Genomic DNA, 20008 nt, shown 5'->3' with positions numbered 1-20008 from the left:
AAGGAAGCCCTAATGCAAGAATCGAAAATGTTTTCGAAATTGGTCCGCACGCCCCTGCTCGTCCGCTTCCTCACCGTATTTTGCGGCCTCACGCTCAGCCACGCCGTCATGGCCGCCGAACCGCCGCAAGTGGCCATCAATACCAGCATGGGTGAAATCGTCGTCGAACTGGACCAGGAAAAAGCGCCGAAAACGGTCGCCAATTTTCTTACCTACGTCAAGAGCGGCCATTACAAGGGAACCATTTTCCACCGCGTGATCGACGGCTTCATGATCCAGGGCGGCGGCATGGACGCCAAGCTCAATCAAAAGAAAACCAACAAGCCGGTCGAGAACGAAGCCAAGAACGGCCTCAAGAACGTGCCCTACTCGCTCGCCATGGCGCGCACCGCCGATCCGCATTCGGCCACGTCGCAGTTTTTCATTAACGTTGCCAACAACGAGGCGCTTGATTATCCGGGGCGCGACGGCTTTGGCTACACGGTGTTCGGCAAGGTCGTGTCGGGCCAGGATGTGGTCGACAAGATCAAGGGCGTGCTGGTCGATGATGTCAAGGGCCAGCAAAACGTGCCGGTCATTCCGATCGTGATCAAGGGCGCCACGCTGGTCAAGGCGCCAGCGGTACTGAAACAGTAATAAAGCGCAGTAAAATAGCGATCAAACAAAAACTCTACTGAAGGATCTCATCATGGCCGTACTGATTACCACCAACATGGGCAATATCACCGTTGAACTGGATGCTGAAAAAGCGCCGAAAACGGTTGCCAACTTCCTCGAATATGTTTCCAAGGGCCACTACAGCAATACGATTTTCCACCGCGTGATCGGCAACTTCATGATCCAGGGCGGCGGTTTCGACCCTGACCTGAAGCAAAAGCCGGCTGACCAGCAAGTGGAAAACGAAGCCAAGAACGGCCTGAAGAACAAGCCGTACACGCTGGCAATGGCGCGCACGTCGGATCCGCATTCGGCCTCGGCGCAGTTCTTCATCAATACCGTGGACAACAGCTTCCTCGACTATCCGGGCCAGGATGGCTGGGGTTACGCCGTGTTCGGCAAAGTGACCGACGGCACCGACGTGGTTGACAAGATCCGCAAAGTTCCGACCGGTCGCAGCGGCATGTTCTCGTCCGACGTGCCAAAAGAGCCGGTCATCATCGAGAAGATCGAAGTCATCTGATGCACTGCGGGCATCCGGTTCCGGCCTTTGCGCGATGACGATGCCCGCGCGCACGCTCGCGCTGTTCATTTCCGACCTGCACCTGCAGACCTCGCATCCCGAAACCTGTGCGGCATTTTTTGCCTTCCTGCAGGATCGGGCGATGGCCTCGCAGGCGCTCTACATTCTCGGCGACCTGTTCGAATATTGGGCAGGCGACGACGATCTCGCTGATTCGTTCCACCAAACAATTACACAAGCCATACGCGCCGTGGTTGATGCCGGCGTGGCCGTTTACTGGATCGCAGGCAATCGCGATTTTCTGGTGGGCGCGGCATTTGCTGCCGCTACCGGCGTGACGCTGCTGGCCGAACCGCATGTTGCCGACATCGGCGGTCAACGGGTGGTGCTGGTGCACGGCGACGCGCAGTGCACCGGGGACGTGAAGTACCTGGCGTTTCGCGCCCAGGTGCGCGATCCGGTGTGGCAGGCGCAATTTTTGGCAATGCCGCTGGCGCAGCGCAAGGCAATCATCGCCGGCATGCGCGAGGGCAGCAAGGAAGCGCACAGCACCAAGAGCGCCGAGATCATGGACGTGGCGCCCTCTGCCGTCGATGCGCTGTTCGATGCCGCCGCATGCGACGTCATCATTCACGGCCACACCCACCGCCCGGCCCTGCACGCGCACGGCGGACGGCGGCGTTACGTGCTGCCGGACTGGGAGCCGTATGCCGAACCGGCGCGCGGCGGCTGGATCGCCATTGGAAGCGACGGCGCCGTCACACGGTTCGACCTCGACGGCAAAGTGCTCGCCAGCACGCCGTAATGGACAGGCTTCCTGCGCCGATCGTCATTGCCATGGCCCTGATAGGCCTCATGTTCGCCGCTATCATGCTGGGCAGTGGATGGCATTATGGACGGCGCCGGACCTGGATCAAGGTCCAGGCACTGGTGATCAACACCGCCTTCGACAGCGAGGACCCCAAACTGCTCGATCTTACCGTGACTTACCCGGTAAAAGCAGGTTCAGGACCGGCGGTTCAGCGGGAATCCACTGTCAGTGTCGATGCATCCATGTGCGAAAAAGCGTTTGGCGTTGCCGACCTGCGCCTTCACGATCAGTTGCTGCGCATGCCGCTCGACGTCTGGTATGCGCGCGAGTTTCCCTACGATAGCTACGCTGTCGAACAGTGCGCATCTTCCAGGCGAAAGGAAGCTGTCGCCGCTTGCTGCATTGGCGCGTTGATTCTGGCGCTCACCATGTTGCTGCTGTTCAGCCAGTTGTAACCCACCCGGCCCTGCGCCCGCAATCCATCGATAGCCATATCAAAATTGTGTTGACTACTATAATATTAGTGTTATAGTTCACTACATCACCACTTTGATACCCCACCAATAGGAGGACGTATGATCCAAACAGCACCACCAGAGCGGGAGCGCATGACATGACGACCGGCTGGAACGATAACACCCCCATTTACCGCCAGCTCAAGGAACGGGTCATCGGCATGATGCTCGACGGTGTCCTGAAAGCGGGCGACGCCCTGCCCTCGGTTCGCCAGGTGGCGGCCGAGTACCAGCTCAATCCGATCACTGTTTCCAAGGCTTACCAGGAACTGGTGGACGACAATCTCGTAGAAAAAAGAAGGGGAATTGGCATGTACGTCACCGAAGGCGCGAGCGAAAAACTGTTGTCCAGCGAACGCGAGCGTTTCGTGCGCGAAGAATGGCCCGCCATGGTCGAGCGTATCCGCCGGCTCGGCCTCGATGTCGAGCAATTGCTGCGCAGCAGCGCGGCGAGCGGAGCGCAGTCATGAGCGCCGTCATTTCCGCCAAGGGCTTGAGCAAGCATTACGGCAAGTCGGTCGCCGTCGACAATATCAGCTTTGAGATCCCCGCCGGCAAGATCGTCGGTCTGATCGGACCGAACGGTTCGGGCAAGACCACCACCCTCAAGGCAGCCCTCGGGCTGATCCCGTTCGAGGGCGAACTGTCGGTGCTGGGCTTTGACCCGCGCACCCAGCGCGACCAGCTGATGCAGGATGTGTGCTTCATCGCCGACGTGGCAATCCTGCCGCGCTGGCTGCGCGTGGGCGACGCCATCGACTTCGTGGCCGGCGTGCATCCGCGCTTTGACCGCAAAAAGGCTGAACGCTACCTGGCCAACACCAAGCTCAAGCCTTCGATGAAGGTCAAGGAAATGTCCAAGGGCATGGTGGTGCAACTGCACCTGGCGCTGGTGATGGCGATCGATGCCAAGCTCTTGGTGCTTGACGAACCGACGCTGGGCCTGGACATCTTGTACCGCAAGCAGTTCTATCAGAACTTGCTGGAAGACTATTTTGACGAACACAAGACGATCGTCATCACCACCCACCAGGTCGAGGAGATCGAACACATCCTCACCGACCTGATGTTCATCCGCGACGGCAAGATCGTGCTGTCGGCGTCGATGGACGAATTGAGCGAGCGCTATACCGAAGTGATGGTGTCGGGCGACAAATTGACGGCCGCCAATGCGCTGTTGCCGATCGACCAGCGCACTGTGTTCGGCAAGTCCGTGATGCTCTTCGATGGCGTGTCGCGTGCCCAGCTCTCCGCCCTCGGCGAAACCCGCAACCCAAGCGTCGCCGACCTGTTCGTTGCGACCATGAAAGGAACCTACGCATGAAAACGATGAAATGGCTGGTGCGCCGCGAATTTTGGGAGCACAAGGGCGCAATGTTCTGGGCGCCGATCGTGGCGGCGGCGCTGATGTTCTGCTTCTTGAGCGGCACAATGATCTACGGCGCGGCGCAGGGCGAATTCAAGAGCCACATCTCGGTCAAGATGGACAATGCCGTTGAAACGACGTCAATCCATACCGCCTTCGACGCCCTGCCCGCGGCTGAAAAGCAAAAAATGGCTGACATCGCCGCCAGCAGCTACCTGGCCCTGGCCGCGCCGCTGCTGCTCATGCTGGCCGCGGTCGCTTTCTTTTATTGCCTGAGCGCCCTGCATGACGAACGGCGCGACCGCAGCATTTTGTTCTGGAAGTCGCTGCCGGTGTCGGACGCGCAGACCGTGCTGTCCAAGGTCCTTACGGCCGGCGTCGTCGCGCCGCTGATCACCATCGCGGTGGGCGTGTTCCTGTCGGTGCTGACCATGTTGGTCGTGGGCACTGTCGCCGCCGTGCAAGGCATCAACATGTTTGGTCTCGTACTGTCGAACGCCAGCTTCTACCTGGCGCCGCTCCAGCTGCTCGGCCTGCTGCCGGTGTATCTGGTGTGGGCCTTGCCCACCATCGGCTGGCTGCTAATGGTGTCGTCGTGGGCCAAGTCGAAAGTGTTCCTGTGGGCCGTGGGTGCGCCGCTGCTGCTGGTCGGCATGCTTAAGTGGGCCACGCACATTCTTGGCTTCGGCATCGACACGCATTGGGTCACCGAAAACATCGTCGCCCGCGGCTTGGTCGGCTTGGTGCCTGGAAACTGGTTGCCGCTGTCGCACATTGACAAAGTAGCGCTCGCTGGCGGCGACCGCGCCACATTCATGACCGAAGTGTTCACCATGTCGTGGATGACGCTGGCAACGCCGCAAGCCATGATTGGCGCAGTTGCCGGCGCGGCCATGATCTTTGCCGCGATCCGGATTCGGCGCTGGAAAGACGAAGGTTAATCGACTTGAAACGCCGCGCTTTTACGACGGCGCCCCCACTTGACGACACAGATCAGGTTGCGGAAATACAGTAGGGCGCAAAAGCGCAGCGCATTGCGCCCTACTATCGAAAGCCGGTGACTATTCGAACTGCTGTTTGAACGATTCAAACTGCTGCTTGAGCGCTTCAACTTCACCGCGCAAGGCGGCCACTTCCTGCTCCAGCTGCCCTACCCGACTGCCCTGCGCCGACGGCGAAGCCGACGCCGTGCCGAAGGCGCTTTCCTGCTGCGCCAGCGCGGCGTCGCCGCCGAGCAGCTGACCGTAGCGCGGCTCCTTGGTGCCGGGCGCAAGCGCCAGGCGCGCGACGATGGGCGGGTATTTGTCGATCAAAAACTGCAGGCACGTTTCGACGTCAGAGACGCTTTTGAAGTCGTGCAGGCGCCCGCTGCGGGTGCGGATTTCGCCGGCCGTTTGCAGACCACGCAGCATCAGCACGGTGAGCACGGCCAGCTTGTCCTGTTCAAGCGACCATTTGATGCGCATGCGGTGCTCGTACTTGGCGGCGCGCGCACCCGCTTGCGTGATGCCGTTGACGTATTTTCGCTGCATCAGGCTTTGCAGCACTTCCTGCACCGTCTCGTCGGAGAGCTGCATCACCGGGTCGCGGCTAGACAGTTGATTGCAGCCGTTGGTGATGGCGTTGAGCGTCATCGGATAGTTATCCGGCGTGAGCGCTTCTTTCTCGGCCAGCACGGCCAGCACGCGGATTTCAAACGGGTCCAGGATGGGCGCGCCGTCGGGTGTTTCTTGTGTCATGGCTTCCTTACTCGACCAGTTTATTGAGCTCTACCGAATCCAATTTATCACATTCGGGCATGCTCGCGCAGGCTATTCCCGACGCCTTCATCAGCGCCGTCAGGCGTTCGAGCTGCTCGTCCTGGCGCGCGGCGTGGTTGATCAGGCCGTGCAAGGCTTTCGAGAGCGGGTCGTCGCCGTTGGGCGTGACGCCGTAGGCCGAAAACAAATGGGCGCTGCGCGAATCGGCATTCTTCTGGACGATGTGCGCCGGGTTGCCCACCGCCGTCGCGCCGGCCGGCACCGGCTTGATGACAACCGCGTTCGAGCCGACCTTGGCATACTCGCCCACCGTAAATGAACCGAGCACCTTGGCGCCGGCGCCGATGATGACGCCGCGTTCGAGCGTGGGGTGGCGCTTGGTGCCGGCGCCAAGCGAGGTGCCGCCCAGCGTCACGCCCTGGTAGATGGTGCAGTCGTCGCCCACGTTGGCGGTCTCGCCGATGACCACGCCAAAGCCATGGTCGATAAAGACCCGGTGGCCGATGGTGGCGCCGGGGTGGATTTCGATGCCGGTGATGATGCGCGCGATATAGGAAATGAAGCGGCCTATCCATTTGAGTTCGCGCGTCCAGCAGGCGTGCGCCCAGCGATGCATCATGATGGCCTGGAAGCCCGGATAGCAGGTGAACACTTCCCAGGCATTGCGCGCCGCGGGGTCGCGCTCAATGATGCTCTTGATATCGTCGCGCAGATTGGGGAACATAGATGGGGAGGGAAACAGTTGCGATACAGGCATGGTAGCGTATTCGCCCCATGCTTGCTTACGGGGGGTCAAAGTCGACGGGGCGATCAGGAGGTCCCCGGCTGAGCGTGGCGCAATGCGCGCGCAGCGCTTTTGCGCCCTACGGTGCGTGGGAGATTCGTTGGCACGTTCGTGCCCAGATTCGAGCCGGATTCGGGCCGGATTCGGGCCGGATTCGGGCGAATTCCGTGGCGATCTCGTGGCGATCGCGTGGCAAATCCGTCGCACACCGTAGGGCGCAAAAGCGCAAGGCGCGCATTGCGCCACGATCGGCCTGCGGCGTCAGCCTTCCTTGGCCAGCCGCTGGCGGCGCGCTTCGTACAGGCAGACGCCCGACGCCACCGAGACGTTCAAGCTCTCGACCGAACCAAACATCGGGATATTGACCAGCATGTCGCACGTCTCGCGCGTCAGGCGGCGCATGCCCTCGCCTTCCGAACCCATGACCAGCGCAGTCGGGCCGGTAAAGTCGGCCTGGTACAAGCCCTTGTCGGCGTCGTCGCTGGTGCCGATCAGCCAGATGTCGCGGTCCTTCAGGTCGCGCATGGTGCGCGCCAGGTTGGTCACGGCAATGTACGGCACGGTTTCGGCCGCGCCGCTGGCAACCTTGGCGACGGTCGCATTCAAGCCCACCGCACGGTCCTTGGGCACGATCACTGCGTGTGCGCCAACGCCGTCGGCCACGCGCAGACAGGCGCCCAGGTTGTGCGGGTCGGTGATGCCATCCAAAATGAGCAGCATCGGCGGACCTTCGATCGCGTCGAGCAATTCGTCCAGGTTGCGCGCCAGCGCCAGCTGGCTGGCAAACGCGATCACGCCCTGGTGGCGGCGGGTGCCGACGATCTTGTCAAGGCGCGCCGAATCGACCGGCATCACGCGCACGCCCATGCCCTTGGCGCTGGCGATCAGGTCGTGCATGCGCCGGTCTTCGCGCGTGGCGTCGACAAAAATCTCTTCCACCGACGACGCTTCATGACGCAAGCGCGAGGTCACCGCGTGGAACCCGAAAATCATTTTATTCTTCATTACTTCTTATCGCTTATTCTTGTTGGACTTGCTGGTTTTGGCTGCCGGCTTGGCTGAGCGCGAAGCGCTCTTGGTGCCGGCCGACGCCGATTTGCTGCGGCGTGGCTTGGCTTCACTGGTGTCGAGGTCATAGCGCCCCGCGGTGTTGACCTTCGGCTCGCGCGACTTGCCCGGTTTGGCGTCGAGCGCCTTGTGCGCGGCGCTCTTGGGCTGGCCCGCACCGGTGTCGGCGGCGACGCTGCCGCCGGCCAGCACCAGGTCGATCTTGCGCGCTTCCAGGTCCACCCGCGCCACCTGCACCGTCACGCGGTCCGTCAGCTGGTAGCGCTTGCCGGTGCGTTCGCCGCGCAGTTCGTGGCGCGCATCGTCGTACTGGAAAAAGTCGGTGCCAAGTTCGGTGATGTGCACCAGGCCTTCGACAAACAGGGCATCGAGCTGCACGAAAATGCCGAAGGTCGTCACGCCCGACACCACGCCGGTGAATTCCTCGCCCAGCTTGTCCTTGATGAAGTAGCACTTGAGCCAGGCTTCGACGTCGCGCGAGGCTTCGTCGGCGCGCCGCTCGTTGGCCGAACAGTGCACGCCCAGGGCGTCCCAGATCGTCAAGTCCTTCTCGTTTTTCTGGGTGCCGGCCGCCTTGTCCTTGGCCTGCTGCTTGCGCGTGGCGTTCGAGACGTTGGAGTTGAGGGCGGTCAGGTCGATGCCCTTCGGCTCGTATTTTTTGCCGAGCAAAATGGCCTTGATGGCGCGGTGCGTCAGCAGGTCGGGATAGCGGCGAATCGGGCTGGTGAAGTGGGCATAGGCCTCGTACGCCAGGCCGAAGTGGCCGATATTGTCGGGGCTGTAGACCGCTTGCTGCATCGAGCGCAGCAACATGGTTTGCAGTAGCTGGGCGTCGGGACGGTCCTTGATCTGCTTCATCATGTTGGCGTAGTCGCCCGCTGTCGGCTTGTCGCCGCCTTGCAGGTCCAGGCCCACCTGCTTCAAGAAGGTGCGCACTTGCGTGAGCTTTTCCTTCGTCGGCGAGGCGTGGATGCGGTAGGTGCCCGGATGCTTGTGGCGAATCAGCAGGTCGGCCGCGCACACGTTCGCGGCCAGCATGCATTCTTCGATCACCTTGTGGGCGTCGTTGCGGGTGCGCGGGATGATCTTTTCGATCTTGCCCAGGGCATTGCAGACGATGTAGGTTTCGGTGGTTTCAAAGTCGATCGCGCCGCGTTCCTGGCGCGCCTTGTGCAGCGCGTGGTACACATCGTACAAATTGAGCAGATGGGGCACGATGGCCGGACGGCGCGCAGCTTCAGGGCCGGCGGTGTTGCCCAGGATGTCGGCCACTTCGTTGTAGGTCAGGCGCGCGGCCGAATGGATCACGGCCGGATAGAACTGGTACGCCTTGATCTCGCCCTTGTCCGAAATGACGGCGTCGCAAACGAGCGTCAGACGGTCGACGGCCGGGTTCAGCGAACACAGGCCGTTCGAGAGTTTTTCGGGCAGCATCGGGATCACGCGGCGCGGAAAGTACACCGATGTGCTGCGCTCGAGCGCGTCGACGTCGAGCGCGTCGTTCGGCTTGACGTAATGGCTGACGTCGGCAATGGCGACGATCAGGCGGAAGCAGTTGGCCTTGCCCACGACCACCGGTTCGCAATAGACCGCGTCATCGAAGTCGCGCGCGTCTTCGCCGTCGATGGTGACCAACGGTACGTCGCGCAGGTCGACCCGGTCTTCGAGGTCGGCGTCGCGCACTTCGCCGGGCAGCTTGGCGGCGCTCTTGAGCGCGGCGGCTGAAAAGATATGCGGCACGCCGAACTTGCGCACGGCAATTTCGATTTCCATGCCAGGGTCGTCCAGGTCGCCAAGTACTTCAACGACCTTGCCGGCCGGCTGCTTGAAGCGCGACGGCTGCTCGGACAATTCAACGCTGACGATCTGGCCAGCCTTGGCCTTGCCGGGTGTGCCGGACACTAAAATGTCCTGGCCGATGCGCTTGTCTTCAGGGGCGACGATCCAGACGCCATTTTCATTTAACAGGCGGCCGATGACGTGCGTGTTGGCGCGCGAGACGACTTCGACGATGGTGCCTTCCTGGCGCCCGCGGCGGTCGGTGCCGGTGACTTTGGCCAACACGCGGTCGCCATGCAGCACTTTCTGCATTTCTTTGTCGGACAAGAACAGATCTTCGCCCGGTTCGTCGGGGATGACGAAGCCGAAGCCGTCGCGGTGCGCGCTGACCCTGCCTGCGACAAAACCGGTGTCTTGCGACAGCGAGTAGTTGCCTTCGTCGTCGGAGAAGATCTGGCCGTCGCGCTGCATGGCGTTCAAGCGGCGCGTGAGAACTTCGATCGCGGCAGTCTTGACCTTGAGCGTGCGCGCGATCTCTTGCAGATCAAGTGGCGCCTGAGCGTTACGGAAAATGCCGAGAATATCCTCGCGGCTAGGGATGGTGTGTGTAATTTGGTTCAAATCGTTTTCTATATTTGTTTTTGGCAGTGGACCCGCTACTTCTTGGCGGGCACTGACACGGTGATTATTGACACGGTGGTAGGCGTAGTGTAACGGACACCCGTGCGTTTCGCCTAACGTAGCGTGCTGCGAAGTTTCTTTTACCGGAGCTTTGACATTTCAAAATGTTCCGCTATAATTTTGGTCTTTCGCGGCGAGCCAGATCTGCAGCGGAAAAAATGCAGCATATTGGCAGGGGAAACAGCAGCGGAGTAACGAAAGTTAGTCTGGCGCAAAACTTCAAAGGCTAGTATGATAGCAGATCGCGGCGGCAACGCCGGGTTGCAGTGAGTAAACGCAGGAATATGCCCACGTGGCGGAATTGGTAGACGCGCATGGTTCAGGTCCATGTGCCTTCGGGTGTGGGGGTTCGAGTCCCTCCGTGGGCACCACTCTATTTCGGTAGAGATTTCCGCAGCAGTCGGTAAGCAGTCAGTAAGCAGTCAATCAGTAGTCAATCAGTAAGCTCATCGATTCGCCGTAATCGCTCGATTGCGGCGCTTTAGTTTGAGTCAGTAGCAGACTTGTTGTATCAGTGCCCACGTGGCGGAATTGGTAGACGCGCATGGTTCAGGTCCATGTGCCTTCGGGTGTGGGGGTTCGAGTCCCTCCGTGGGCACCACTCTACCGGAAGTAACTCCGCATGAATTCGCAATATTCACGGCGCCGCAGTCCTTGCAAAAGGCTGCGGTGTTTTGCGTTGGCAGGCTTGATTCAAAGCAATGCGGCATTCAGCGTGCATATGGTCTACACTGAACCATCTCCCGCCAGAGGAAGAAGGCCGTGAAAATGTCGCCCCCCGTCAACGCCGCCACGTCGTCCATGCATGCCGACATCGATCCGCTGTCGCTGCAGGTCAATTATCACGCCCTGCTGTCGGCCTCGCCCGACACCGTGCTCCTGTTCGACATCGACAGCGGTCGCCTGATCGACGTCAACCCCAAGGCATGCTCGCAGTTCGGCCTGTCCGAGCGCGAATTGCTCGCGCGCCGCCTGATTGACCTGTGCCCTCCCGTCCAGCGCGACGGCACCCCTTCGCAGCAATTGATGGACCATTTTATTGCGCGCGTGTGCAACGGCGTGCTGCAAGTGTTCGAGGCCGAGTTCGTGCATAACAGCGGGCGCCTGATCGAGTGCGAACTGCGCCTGGTGATCATGCCCACGCCCAGTGGCCGCTTGATGCACGTGCGCCTGATCGACGTTACGCGCCGCAACCAGGCCGAAAAGCTGCGCAAGGGCCAGGGCCAGGTGCTGGAAATGGTCGCGCGCGGCGCGCCGCTGACGGCCACGCTGGACCAGTTGATGCTGCTCATCGAAAGCCAGTCCGACGGCGTCATCTGCAGCGTGATGCTGCTCGACGACGACGGGATCAAGCTGCGCCCGGGCGCCGCGCCCACCCTCCCCGCCTCCTACATGGCGCTGCTGGACGGCGTTGCCATCGGTCCTGACGTCGGCTCTTGCGGCTCGGCCATGTTTCGCAAGGAAGCGGTGATCGTCTCCGACATCTCGACCGATCCGCTGTGGGCGCCCTACCGGGCATTGGCCGCGCCCTACGGTTTGCGCGCCTGCTGGTCGACCCCGATCTACCTCGACCAGCAACAGGTGCTGGGCAGTTTCGCCATGTATTACCGCGAAGTGCGCTCGCCCGACCAGGACGACATGCGCCTGATCGAAGTGGCCACGCACCTGGCCGGCATCGCCATCGAACGCACGCGCCGCGAGCGCGAACTGAACCAGCACCGCGAACATCTCGAGGAACTGGTGGCCGCGCGCACGGCGGCGCTGACGGCGGCGCTGGAGACACTCTCGCTCACGCAAGACGAACTGGTGCGGCGCGACAAGCTGGCCGCGCTGGGCGCGCTGGTGGCCGGCGTTGCGCACGAACTCAATACGCCGATCGGCAACAGCCTGGTGGTGGCCACCACCATGGCCGAACACGTGCAGCAGTTGGCCGATGGCGTGGCGGGCGGGCTGCGCCGCTCCACGCTCGAAAACTATCTCGCGCGGGCGCACGAGGCGGGCGACCTCCTGGTACGCAACCTGCACCGCGCCGCCAAGCTCGTCACCACTTTCAAGCAGCTCGCAGTGGACCGCACCACGTCGCAGCGGCGCGATTTTTCGGTGGCGGAGCTGATTGAAGAAGTCGCCTTGCCGCTGCGCATAGCGATTCGCCAGCGGCCGGTCAGCGTGGAACTGTCGATCGCGCCCGCACTGAACGCACCGACCATGGACGGCTACCCGGGTCCCTTGTCGCAAGTGCTGAGCAACCTGTTTGAAAATTGCCTGGTGCACGCCTTTGCGCCGGACGGGCACGGCACCATCCGCATTGCGGCCTGGCCGGTGGGTGAGGACCAGGTCAGCATCTCCGTGGCCGACGACGGCGCTGGCATCGCGCCCGAACTGGCCGACCGCGTGTACGATCCGTTCTTTACCACCAGGCTAGGGTCCGGTGGCTCCGGCCTGGGCTTGCACGTGGCCCACAATATCGTCAGCGGCGTGCTGGGCGGCCATATCGCGCTGCACAGCGACGTTGGCCGGGGAAGCTGTTTTACGCTGCTGCTGCCGCGCGTCGCGCCGGACGCCAAGGCGCCCGCTTGATCTGCACCCATGTGCGGTGCTTGACTTGCGGCGCCAACAGGCTATGCTCGGCTTCAATGATGAAATCTTTCTCCTCGCTTGGCGCCCTCACCCTGCTTGCATGTATCAGCGCGGGCGCGGTGGCCGGTCCCGCGCCCTGGTACACCTGGCGCAGCAAGCTCGACGGAAAGCAGGTCTGCGCCCAAACCGCGCTCGGCCCAGGCTGGGAAAAGGCACACGGCCCATTCAAAGATAGCCATTGCACAAAGCTGGCGTACACTCAATAATACCTTGAACAGCATTGCCCTTTGAGGAGAGATTCAACACGTCGTCCGTAGCATCCATTCAAACTGAGGAGAAGTTAATGTTTACGAATCCCGAACAATTTGCATCCGCCACCAAGACTCTTTTTGAACTCCAGATGATGACCTTTAACGCCCTCACCAGCAAGGCGGTCGAAGGCGTGGAACAGGTCGTTGCCTTGAACATGGCGACGGCAAAAAACTCGGTGGAAGGGTCGATGGCGGCAGGTAAAGAAATGAGCCAGGCCAAGGATGCCAAGGCCGCCATGGCTGCGGCCGCCGCGCACGCGCAGCCGAACGTGGAAGGAGTCGTTGAATACGGCTCCCAGCTCAAGGTCATTATCGACGACATCCACACCGAATTTACGAGCGCGGCCGACGCCCATATCGCCGAAGCGAAAAGCACGCTGTCGGCCCTCATCTATGATGTGACTAAGAACGTCAAGCCGGGTTCGGAAAATGCGGTGCAGATCATGAAGGCCGCGATTGACAATGCCTTCCAGGGCTACGAGCAAGTCACCCAGGCCACGCGCCAGGCGGTCCAGGTTGTCGAAGACCAGATTGCAAAGGCAACCAAACAGGTAGCGCCAAACGAGAAGCGGACGAAAAAAGCAGGATAGGCTGGTGCAGGCGAAGCTCAGTCGCCGAGATCAACATCAACATTGACGCCAGCATTAACATTGACATCAACATTGACGTCAACATCAACAGCAAGCCATGCCGCTGCGCTTTGCGCGCCAGCGGCATGGCCTGTTTCAAGAAAGTACGCCCCCTGCCACCAGTCCGCCACACATGACCACGAACAGCATGATCAAGGTAGTGCGCTTGCGTGCAGGCAGTTGCGCCAGGTACGTTATGGTTGGTGCTCTCATGTTTTCTCCCGCTAGTGTGATTGTTGTGTGAGAATTCGATTACTTTTTCACCGGAACGTTCGGTTGATTCAGGAGGTCCAGCACCTCCTCGGTAGTGGAGCGAGGCCCCTGCGAGGCAGCGATGGTCTTTTGCGCGCGGCCTGCACGCGGCTTGCTGCGATCCGTTTTTTCCACGGCCGGGATGATCTCGCCGCCAACGCTGGTGCGTAAAATCGTCGCCAGATTCTGGGCTTCGGCGCGCACGTCGCCCGTCACGATCCTGTTTTTGACCGTCAGGTCGGCCAGCGCCTTGCTCGACACGCGCAGGCCGCTCACTGCCAGCAAGCTGGTTGCCACGACGTTGTCCGGGTCAAGCTCCAGCACTTTTTTCGCATGCGTGATGGTCTCCCCGTATTCGTGGCAGTCGAAGCTGACCTGGGCAATGCGCAGCCAAGCAGTCTTCTCCAGCGGGTAAGCCCGGGTAGCAATTTTCAGGGTGGCGACGGCGGCGTCGCTCTGACCCAACTTGAGCGCGCTGTCGGCTTGCTGCAGCAAGGTGGCCATGGCAGGCGGCGCGGGCGGCGCCGGCGTGGTCGATGCGCAGGCGGCGAGCACCGCAACGCATGAGAGGCTCGTAAGCAATTTTTTCGCATTCATGGCAGGCCTCGAGTTGTAGTCCGAAGTCTATTATTGGTTCCCGAAAGTGCACGGCGATTGCGCCTGATCAATGTACCGGTGCGGCACGCTTCATTTCGGAAAACAAAAGCGACACCGGGCGGACAATCGGAAGGAAGCAAGAGAAAGATCATGGCGATCTCGTGCAGTTTCTTTCTAATTAGGAACGTGGTTCCCAATCAAGGAGTCGAACTTGCACGCTTCCGACGACAAACCCTTTCCGCTCGCCCCAACGAAGCGGTCCCCGCAGCCCAGGCGCACCGTCAGCAAGAAAGACTTCAGCCTGCCCAAGCCGTATCGCCGTCAATTGTTCAGCGAAGAACCGGCGCGACTGACCCGCTTGCAAACGGCGATGCTGACCTTGGGCGCGCTGCTCGTAGCCGCAGTGCTTGCAGTGCTGGCCCTGCTGGCGCAGGAGAGCGATCATTCCCCGGACGGCAAGGTCATCGTGGCCGCCGCCCGGCTCGAGACCGTGGACTCGGTCGAAGCCCAGCTGGCGTCTTTACCCCCGCCTGCCGCGCCGGCTGAACCGCCCGTTCCGCCAGCGTTGCAGCATGAGGCGCGCACTGCCGGCATGCTGCCGACGCAGACGCCGGCCACACGCCTGCACCCGGCGACCAAGCCGAAAGCGAAAGCGAAAGCCAAGGCCAGGCAGCCCACCCGGCTCGCCGGCGCGCCTAAAAAACCAGCACTGCGCGGGCGCGCCCTGGCCGCCCTGCTCGAGCGCGAGAAAAAAATCAGGCCTGCGCCGATGAAACCGGCACCCCGGGAACCCACGCTGACGATCCCTGCGCCCGATCCGGATGTTGCCCTGATCGCGGCGATCTTGCTGCTCACGCCAGCGCCCCTGCCCGCCTCGGCGCCGGCGGTGGCGATGGAACTGGCCGGGCGCGCTCAGGGAACCTGCATGCCCGTTACGCCCAAGGACCACGGCTGCGCCGAATTGCACAAGTTGAAACCTTGACCGGCAAAAACCACAGCGCGCGCGAAAAGAGGGAATTTTCTGGGCTTTGCCGGGGTCAGAAGTTATACTGTATATAATCACAGTTAATAGAGAAGTCCGGTAGTGCAGATGCGCAAAGTGCTTGAAAACGAGTTTTACTATCTCGATAATTTCCATCGGGTGCTGGAATGGATCGCCGAGCGTTACGACGACCTGCTCCTTGACGATGAGCGCGCCTTCATCGCCCTGTTCGCGACCCTGCCCCAGCCTGCGCGCGCCCTGCTCGTGCGCATGGTCATGCGCAAAGGCACATTATTTCGCGCTAGCAAGCTCAACTACGCTGAAATCGGCTGCCCGGTCGAGGCCGCGCGCCATTTGCTGCCCACCGGCTGGGTCTCCTGCGACCCGGTCATGTCGCTCGACGAACTGTTCGACCTGCTGCTCAAAGACGAGCTGGCTACCGTTTTCCGCCTGTCGTTGCACGAAAAAGGCGCCCGCAAGGCCGAGCAGCTGGCAGCGCTGCGTACCCAGTTTGACGATGCGCGCGCCTTTTCGCACTGGTGCCGCGACTCCACCGACGTGGTCTACAGCATCCTTGTCAAACCCCTGTGCGACCGCTTGCGCCTCATTTTCTTTGGCAATCTGCGCCAGGACTGGACCGAGTTCGTGCTCTCCGACCTGGGTGTATTCAAGTTTGAAAAGGTCGACTTCAGCGCACACTCGCGCGGTTTTCGCCATCGGGGCGACGTCGACGACTATCTCGCGCTGCATGGCTGCAAGGAGCGCTTCGAAGCTGGCGAGGCGCTGGACGACGTGCTGCATTCCCTGCCGCCAGAGGCGTTTGACAATGACTGGATCGACAGCCGGCGCGAACGGCTGCTGTTCCAGATCGCCCAGCACGTTGAAAAGCAAAAGGACTGGGCCGGCGCCATTGATTTGTACACGCGCTGCCGCTTTCCCGGCGCGCGCGGCCGGGCCATCCGGGTGCTGGAAAAAGACGGTCAATACCAGCGCGCCCATACCTTGCTCACGCTGGCCCAAAAAGCGCCGGAGAGCGACGCCGAACGCCAGCAGCTCGCGCGCATCGGGCCGCGCCTGGCGCGCCGGCTTGGCCACGAAAAAGCGCCGTCGCGGCGCAACCCGGCGGTGCAGCGCCTGGACCTGCACCTGCCGATGCCGATGCCGCAGGAAGCGTGGTGGGTCGAAGGCGTGGTGCGCGACCATCTGCAGCGCGACGACGCGCCCGTCTTCTATGTCGAAAATGCGCTGATCAACGCGCTGTTCGGCCTGCTGTGCTGGCGCGCCATCTTCAGCGCCATTCCCGGCGCATTTTTCCACCCTTTCCACCGCGGCCCGGCAGACCTGTTCAGCGCCGATTTTTTTCCGCGGCGCGAAGCGGCGTTTCGGGCATGCTTGGCTGAACTCGACACCGACGCCTATCGCGCCGCCATCCGCGCCACCTATGCCGAAAAATGCGGCATCCAGTCGCCGTTTGTGACCTGGGAAGCGCTCAGCGCCGAACTGATCGAGATGGCGCTCGACTGCATCCCCGCGCTGCACCTGAAAAAATGGTGCGAGCGCATCCTGCTCGACATCAAGGCCAACCGCACCGGCTTTCCCGACCTGATCCAGTTCTGGCCCGCCGAGCGGCGCTACAACATGATTGAAGTAAAAGGCCCGGGCGACCGCCTGCAGGACAACCAGATGCGCTGGATCGAATACTGCGCCGCGCACCAGATGCCCATTTCGGTGTGCTACCTTCAGTGGTCCGGGCCGCCGGTTTGAGCTACGTCGTCGCCGTGCGCGCCCTGTGCGAGTTCACCGCCAAACAGGGCGACCTGGACTTGCGCTTTACGCCCTCGCCCACCGCGCTCGAAGGCATGGCCGGCCACGCCGTCGTCACCGGCCGGCGCGGCGCCACCTATCAGACCGAAGTGAGCCTGTCGGGCGAACACGGGCCACTGCTGGTGCGCGGGCGCGCCGACGGCTACGATCCGGACCAGAACCTGCTCGAAGAAATCAAGACCTTTCGCGGCGACCTGGCCAGCATGCCCGACAACCATCGCCACCTGCACTGGGCGCAGGTGCGCGTGTACGGCCACTTGCTGTGCCAAAAGCTCGGCCTGGACCAGGTCCACCTGGCGCTGGTGTACTTCGACATTGGGCGCCAGAGCGAAACCGTGCTGCGCGAGCTGGCAAGCGCGCAGACGCTGGCGGCGCTCTTCACCGGCCTGTGCGAGCGCTTCGTCGCCTGGGCCGAGCAGGAGCTGGCGCACCGCCTGGCGCGCGACGCCGCTCTGGCCGCGCTGCAGTTTCCCCATCCGGCGTTTCGCCCCGGCCAGCGCGACCTGGCCGAAACCATCTTCAAGGCCAGCAGCAGTGGACGGTGCGTGATGGCGCAGGCGCCGACCGGCATCGGCAAGACGGTCGGCACGCTGTTCCCGGTCTTGAAGGCCGCGCCACAGCACAAGATCGACAAAGTGTTTTACCTGGCCGCCAAGACGCCCGGGCGCAAGCTGGCGCTTGACGCGGCGCGCTCGCTAACGGGCGACGCGGTTCCGCTGCGGGTGCTGGAACTGGTCGCGCGCGACAAGGCGTGCGAGCATCCCGACAAGGCTTGCCACGGCGACGCGTGCCCGCTGGCCAAGGGCTTTTACGACCGCCTGCCGCACGCGCGCAGCGCCGCCGCCGCCGCCGGCATGCTCGATCGCGCCGCGCTGCGCTGCGTGGCGCTGGCGCACGAGGTATGCCCCTACTACCTGGGCAGCGAAATGGCCAAGTGGTCGGACTTGATCGTGGGCGACTACAACTACTACTTTGACCTGGGCGCCCTGCTGTACGGCCTGACGCTGGCCAACCAGTGGAAAATCACGGTGCTGGTGGACGAAGCGCACAACCTGGTCAACCGGGCGCGCCAGATGTATTCGGCCGAACTTGACCGGCTCGCCCTGCGCGCGGCGCGCGCGGGCTCGCCCAAGCTGGTGCAGACGGCGCTCGACAAGGTCGCCCGCAACTGGCCAGCCGCGGGCAGCGCCGCCTATGAGGTGCTCCCCGCGCCGCCCGAAAAACTGCTGGCTGCCCTGCAGGGCGCCAGCGCCACCATCACCGACTACCTGTCGGACAACCCGGCGCCGATGGACCCGGCCCTGCAGCGCTTTTATTTCGACGCCATGCATTTTGCGCGGCTCGCTGAACTTTTCGGCGAACACTCGCTGTTCGACGCGAGCATGGTCGACCCCAAAAACACGCGCTTGTGCATCCGTAACATCCTGCCGGCGCCCTTTCTCAAGCCGCGCTTTGCGCTGTCGCATTCGACCGCGCTGTTCTCGGCCACGCTCAGCCCCTGGAATTACTATGGCGACGCGCTGGGACTGCCAGACAACAGCGCATGGGTCGACATCGCGTCCCCGTTTGCGGCCGAACAGCTCACCGTTCACATCGTCGAGCGCATCTCGACCCGCTTTCAGCACCGCGCCAGTTCCGCCGCACCCATCGCGCGCCTGATCGCGGCGCAGTACGACGCTATGCCCGGAAATTACCTGGCGTTTTTCAGCAGCTTCGATTACCTCGAACAAGTGGCCGCGCAGTTCGCGCAGCAGTTCCCGGGCATTTCGACCTGGCACCAACCGCGCCGCATGAACGAAGCGCAGCGCGACGATTTTCTTGGCCGCTTTACGCTTGAGAGTCGCGGCATCGGTTTTGCGGTGCTGGGCGGCGCCTTTGGCGAAGGCATCGACCTGCCGGGCGCGCGTCTGATCGGCGCCTTTATCGCCACGCTGGGACTGCCGCAAATGAATCCCGTCAACGAGCAGATTCGCCAGCGCATGCAGACCATTTTCGGGCAGGGTTACGACTACACCTATCTGTACCCGGGCATCCAGAAAGTGGTGCAGGCGGCCGGGCGCGTGATCCGCACCGAGAACGACCGCGGCGTGGTCTATCTGATTGACGACCGCTTCGCCCAGGACGACGTGCAGGCGCTGCTGCCGCGCTGGTGGCAAGTTACCCGATCAGCGCCTTGACCTTTTGCAGGCCGCTGCGGCTGACCGGCAGGCGGGTGCCGTCCTTGAGGATGGCGCTGTGGCTGTCCTTGCCTTGTTCGATGCGACTGATGCAGCCGATATTGAGGATGTACGAGCGGTGGACGCGCACAAATGCGCCGGCGTCGAGCGCGCTTTCCAGTTCGGCCAGGCGCTGGTTCTTGAGGTAGCCCTTGCCCTCCGCATGGATCTGCACATAGTCATCCTGGGCCTCGATATAGTCGATTTTTTCGACGCCGATCACGTGCACCTTGGCGCCATCGCGAATCAGGATCCGGTCAAGCGGCTTGTTGCGCGCCAGCGCCTCGCCGACCACGGCGGCCACGGGATCGGGTGCGCCGCCCAGGCTGGTGCGCGCATGCGCGAGTGCTTCATCAAAGCGCTTCTGGCTGTACGGCTTGAGCAGATAATCGACGGCGTGCACCTCGAACGCCTTGAGCGCATACTGGTCGTAGGCGGTCACGAAAATATAGCGCGCCCGGCGTCCGGCCAGCTCCACCACTTCAAAGCCATTCAGCTTGGGCATCTGGATGTCCAGGAAAACCAGGTCCGGATCGCACTCGGTGATTGCCTTGACCGCTTCAAAGCCGTTGGCGCATTCGGCCACGATCTCGATGTCGGCATGCGCGGCCAGGAACTCGCGTACCAGGCCGCGCGCCAGGTCTTCGTCGTCCACGACAATTACACGCAATTTCGC

General features: G+C 62.2%; 19 protein-coding genes and 2 tRNA genes. 14 read left to right on the top strand and 7 right to left on the bottom strand.

Features of this window, described 5'->3' with window-relative positions; translation table 11 throughout:
- Positions 1-27 precede the first annotated feature (27 nt).
- From ACP7BV_RS04805 to ACP7BV_RS04775, 7 genes are all read left to right on the top strand, one after another.
- Positions 28-636 carry a peptidylprolyl isomerase gene (locus ACP7BV_RS04805; RefSeq protein WP_426102049.1) on the top strand — a complete coding sequence of 203 codons (609 nt, stop codon included), beginning with the start codon at positions 28-30 and terminating at the stop codon, positions 634-636.
- Between the two features lie 52 nt (positions 637-688).
- A complete protein-coding gene (locus ACP7BV_RS04800) occupies positions 689-1180 on the top strand; it encodes a peptidylprolyl isomerase (protein WP_426102047.1) in 492 nt (163 codons plus the stop codon).
- 40 nt (positions 1181-1220) lie between these two features.
- Positions 1221-1985: a UDP-2,3-diacylglucosamine diphosphatase gene (locus ACP7BV_RS04795; RefSeq protein WP_426102343.1), complete on the top strand. Its 765-nt coding sequence runs from the start codon at positions 1221-1223 to the stop codon at positions 1983-1985.
- Positions 1985-2446 (top strand): hypothetical protein, encoded by a 462-nt coding sequence (locus tag ACP7BV_RS04790; RefSeq protein ID WP_426102045.1) that lies wholly within the window; start codon positions 1985-1987, stop codon positions 2444-2446. The genes ACP7BV_RS04795 and ACP7BV_RS04790 overlap by 1 nt, the downstream gene beginning before the upstream one ends.
- Positions 2447-2604: 158 nt before the next feature.
- Entirely contained in the window at positions 2605-2976 is a 372-nt protein-coding gene (locus ACP7BV_RS04785; RefSeq protein WP_426102043.1) for a GntR family transcriptional regulator, read from the top strand.
- Positions 2973-3830 carry an ABC transporter ATP-binding protein gene (locus ACP7BV_RS04780; RefSeq protein ID WP_426102041.1) on the top strand — a complete coding sequence of 286 codons (858 nt, stop codon included), beginning with the start codon at positions 2973-2975 and terminating at the stop codon, positions 3828-3830. The genes ACP7BV_RS04785 and ACP7BV_RS04780 overlap by 4 nt, the downstream gene beginning before the upstream one ends.
- On the top strand, positions 3827-4813 hold the full coding sequence (locus ACP7BV_RS04775; RefSeq protein WP_426102039.1) for a hypothetical protein: 987 nt from the start codon (positions 3827-3829) through the stop codon (positions 4811-4813). Before ACP7BV_RS04780 ends, ACP7BV_RS04775 begins: the two co-directional genes overlap by 4 nt.
- A gap of 120 nt (positions 4814-4933) precedes the next feature.
- Here ACP7BV_RS04775 and ACP7BV_RS04770 read toward each other — a convergent pair whose 3' ends face one another.
- The 4 genes from ACP7BV_RS04770 to rnr all read right to left on the bottom strand — a co-directional run bounded on the left by ACP7BV_RS04770 (position 4934) and on the right by rnr (position 9884).
- The gene (locus ACP7BV_RS04770) at positions 4934-5611 is read right to left on the bottom strand and encodes a YceH family protein (protein WP_426102037.1); all 678 of its coding nucleotides are present in this window, start codon (positions 5609-5611) and stop codon (positions 4934-4936) included.
- A gap of 7 nt (positions 5612-5618) precedes the next feature.
- On the bottom strand, positions 5619-6356 hold the full coding sequence (gene cysE, locus ACP7BV_RS04765) for a serine O-acetyltransferase (protein ID WP_426102341.1): 738 nt from the start codon (positions 6354-6356) through the stop codon (positions 5619-5621).
- Between the two features lie 321 nt (positions 6357-6677).
- Positions 6678-7421 carry a 23S rRNA (guanosine(2251)-2'-O)-methyltransferase RlmB gene (gene rlmB / locus ACP7BV_RS04760; protein ID WP_426102035.1) on the bottom strand — a complete coding sequence of 248 codons (744 nt, stop codon included), beginning with the start codon at positions 7419-7421 and terminating at the stop codon, positions 6678-6680.
- Positions 7422-7427: 6 nt separating this feature from the next.
- Positions 7428-9884, bottom strand: coding sequence for a ribonuclease R (rnr, locus tag ACP7BV_RS04755; RefSeq protein ID WP_426102033.1), 2457 nt, complete (start codon positions 9882-9884; stop codon positions 7428-7430).
- A 346-nt stretch (positions 9885-10230) separates the two neighbouring features.
- Between rnr and ACP7BV_RS04750 the strand changes: the two genes are divergently transcribed.
- The 4 genes from ACP7BV_RS04750 to phaP all read left to right on the top strand — a co-directional run bounded on the left by ACP7BV_RS04750 (position 10231) and on the right by phaP (position 13422).
- A tRNA-Leu gene (locus ACP7BV_RS04750) sits at positions 10231-10315 on the top strand.
- Between the two features lie 145 nt (positions 10316-10460).
- Positions 10461-10545, top strand: a tRNA-Leu gene (locus ACP7BV_RS04745).
- Positions 10546-10712: 167 nt separating this feature from the next.
- Complete coding sequence (locus tag ACP7BV_RS04740) at positions 10713-12521, top strand: ATP-binding protein (RefSeq protein WP_426102339.1); 1809 nt, start codon at positions 10713-10715, stop codon at positions 12519-12521.
- Between the two features lie 343 nt (positions 12522-12864).
- On the top strand, positions 12865-13422 hold the full coding sequence (gene phaP, locus ACP7BV_RS04735; RefSeq protein ID WP_426102031.1) for a TIGR01841 family phasin: 558 nt from the start codon (positions 12865-12867) through the stop codon (positions 13420-13422).
- 17 nt (positions 13423-13439) lie between these two features.
- Here phaP and ACP7BV_RS04730 read toward each other — a convergent pair whose 3' ends face one another.
- Together ACP7BV_RS04730 and ACP7BV_RS04725 are read right to left on the bottom strand one after the other, a co-directional pair.
- Positions 13440-13592 (bottom strand): hypothetical protein, encoded by a 153-nt coding sequence (locus ACP7BV_RS04730; RefSeq protein ID WP_426102029.1) that lies wholly within the window; start codon positions 13590-13592, stop codon positions 13440-13442.
- A 121-nt stretch (positions 13593-13713) separates the two neighbouring features.
- Entirely contained in the window at positions 13714-14217 is a 504-nt protein-coding gene (locus ACP7BV_RS04725; protein ID WP_426102027.1) for a hypothetical protein, read from the bottom strand.
- Between the two features lie 304 nt (positions 14218-14521).
- Between ACP7BV_RS04725 and ACP7BV_RS04720 the strand changes: the two genes are divergently transcribed.
- From ACP7BV_RS04720 to ACP7BV_RS04710, 3 genes are all read left to right on the top strand, one after another.
- The gene (locus tag ACP7BV_RS04720) at positions 14522-15292 is read left to right on the top strand and encodes a hypothetical protein (RefSeq protein WP_426102025.1); all 771 of its coding nucleotides are present in this window, start codon (positions 14522-14524) and stop codon (positions 15290-15292) included.
- A gap of 108 nt (positions 15293-15400) precedes the next feature.
- On the top strand, positions 15401-17056 hold the full coding sequence (locus ACP7BV_RS04715) for a VRR-NUC domain-containing protein (protein WP_426102337.1): 1656 nt from the start codon (positions 15401-15403) through the stop codon (positions 17054-17056).
- Entirely contained in the window at positions 17053-19293 is a 2241-nt protein-coding gene (locus ACP7BV_RS04710; protein ID WP_426102023.1) for an ATP-dependent DNA helicase, read from the top strand. The genes ACP7BV_RS04715 and ACP7BV_RS04710 overlap by 4 nt, the downstream gene beginning before the upstream one ends.
- Here the strand turns inward: ACP7BV_RS04710 and ACP7BV_RS04705 are convergent.
- A complete protein-coding gene (locus ACP7BV_RS04705) occupies positions 19274-20002 on the bottom strand; it encodes a LytR/AlgR family response regulator transcription factor (protein WP_426102335.1) in 729 nt (242 codons plus the stop codon). The two genes, ACP7BV_RS04710 and ACP7BV_RS04705, sit on opposite strands and share 20 nt — an antisense overlap.
- Positions 20003-20008: the final 6 nt, after the last annotated feature.

It is taken from the genome of Massilia sp. TSP1-1-2 (assembly GCF_049896185.1).
Lineage (GTDB): Bacteria > Pseudomonadota > Gammaproteobacteria > Burkholderiales > Burkholderiaceae_D > Telluria_A.
Note: the sequence above shows the minus strand (reverse complement) of the source record. Positions and strands in the feature narration are given on the sequence as shown.